General features: G+C 61.6%; 1 protein-coding gene. It reads right to left on the bottom strand.

Translation table 11 applies throughout. The features are described from left to right. Nucleotides 1-414, bottom strand: a 414-nt coding sequence (locus PL597_RS26110) for an ATP-binding cassette domain-containing protein (RefSeq protein ID WP_271366669.1), incomplete at both ends; no start/stop codon positions are given.

Here is a 414-nt window from a genome sequence, read left to right as displayed (position 1 = left end):
TCAATAGCCTGCGTCGATGCTAAATCGAGATGGTTGGTTGGCTCATCCAACAAAAGCAGCTGGGCAGGCTCGCGTCGCCAGAGCACGCACGCCAGCGCCGCTTTCAGGCGCTCGCCGCCGCTGAGCGCCGACAGCGGCAGAGTGACCTTATCCGCGCCCAGCTGGAGCTGCGCCAGGCGGGTGCGCAGGAGGCCCTCATCCAGTGGGGTATCTTCCAGGCGCAGGTGCGCCATGACCGACAGGGATAAAGCCAGCAGCGTCAGATGTTGATCGAGGTAAGTGGAGCTCAACGAAAGCCGGACATAGCCTGACGAGGCCTGCTCCAGCCCCAACAGAGTTTTCAGCAAAGTGGTTTGGCCACAGCCGTTTGGACCCTTTAGCGCGATGCGCATCGGGCCATCGATACGCCAGTTA

Source organism: Agrobacterium sp. ST15.13.013 (genome assembly GCF_027956525.1).
Taxonomy (GTDB): Bacteria; Pseudomonadota; Alphaproteobacteria; order Rhizobiales; family Rhizobiaceae; genus Agrobacterium; species Agrobacterium salinitolerans.
This window is presented reverse-complemented; position numbering and strand designations above follow the sequence as displayed.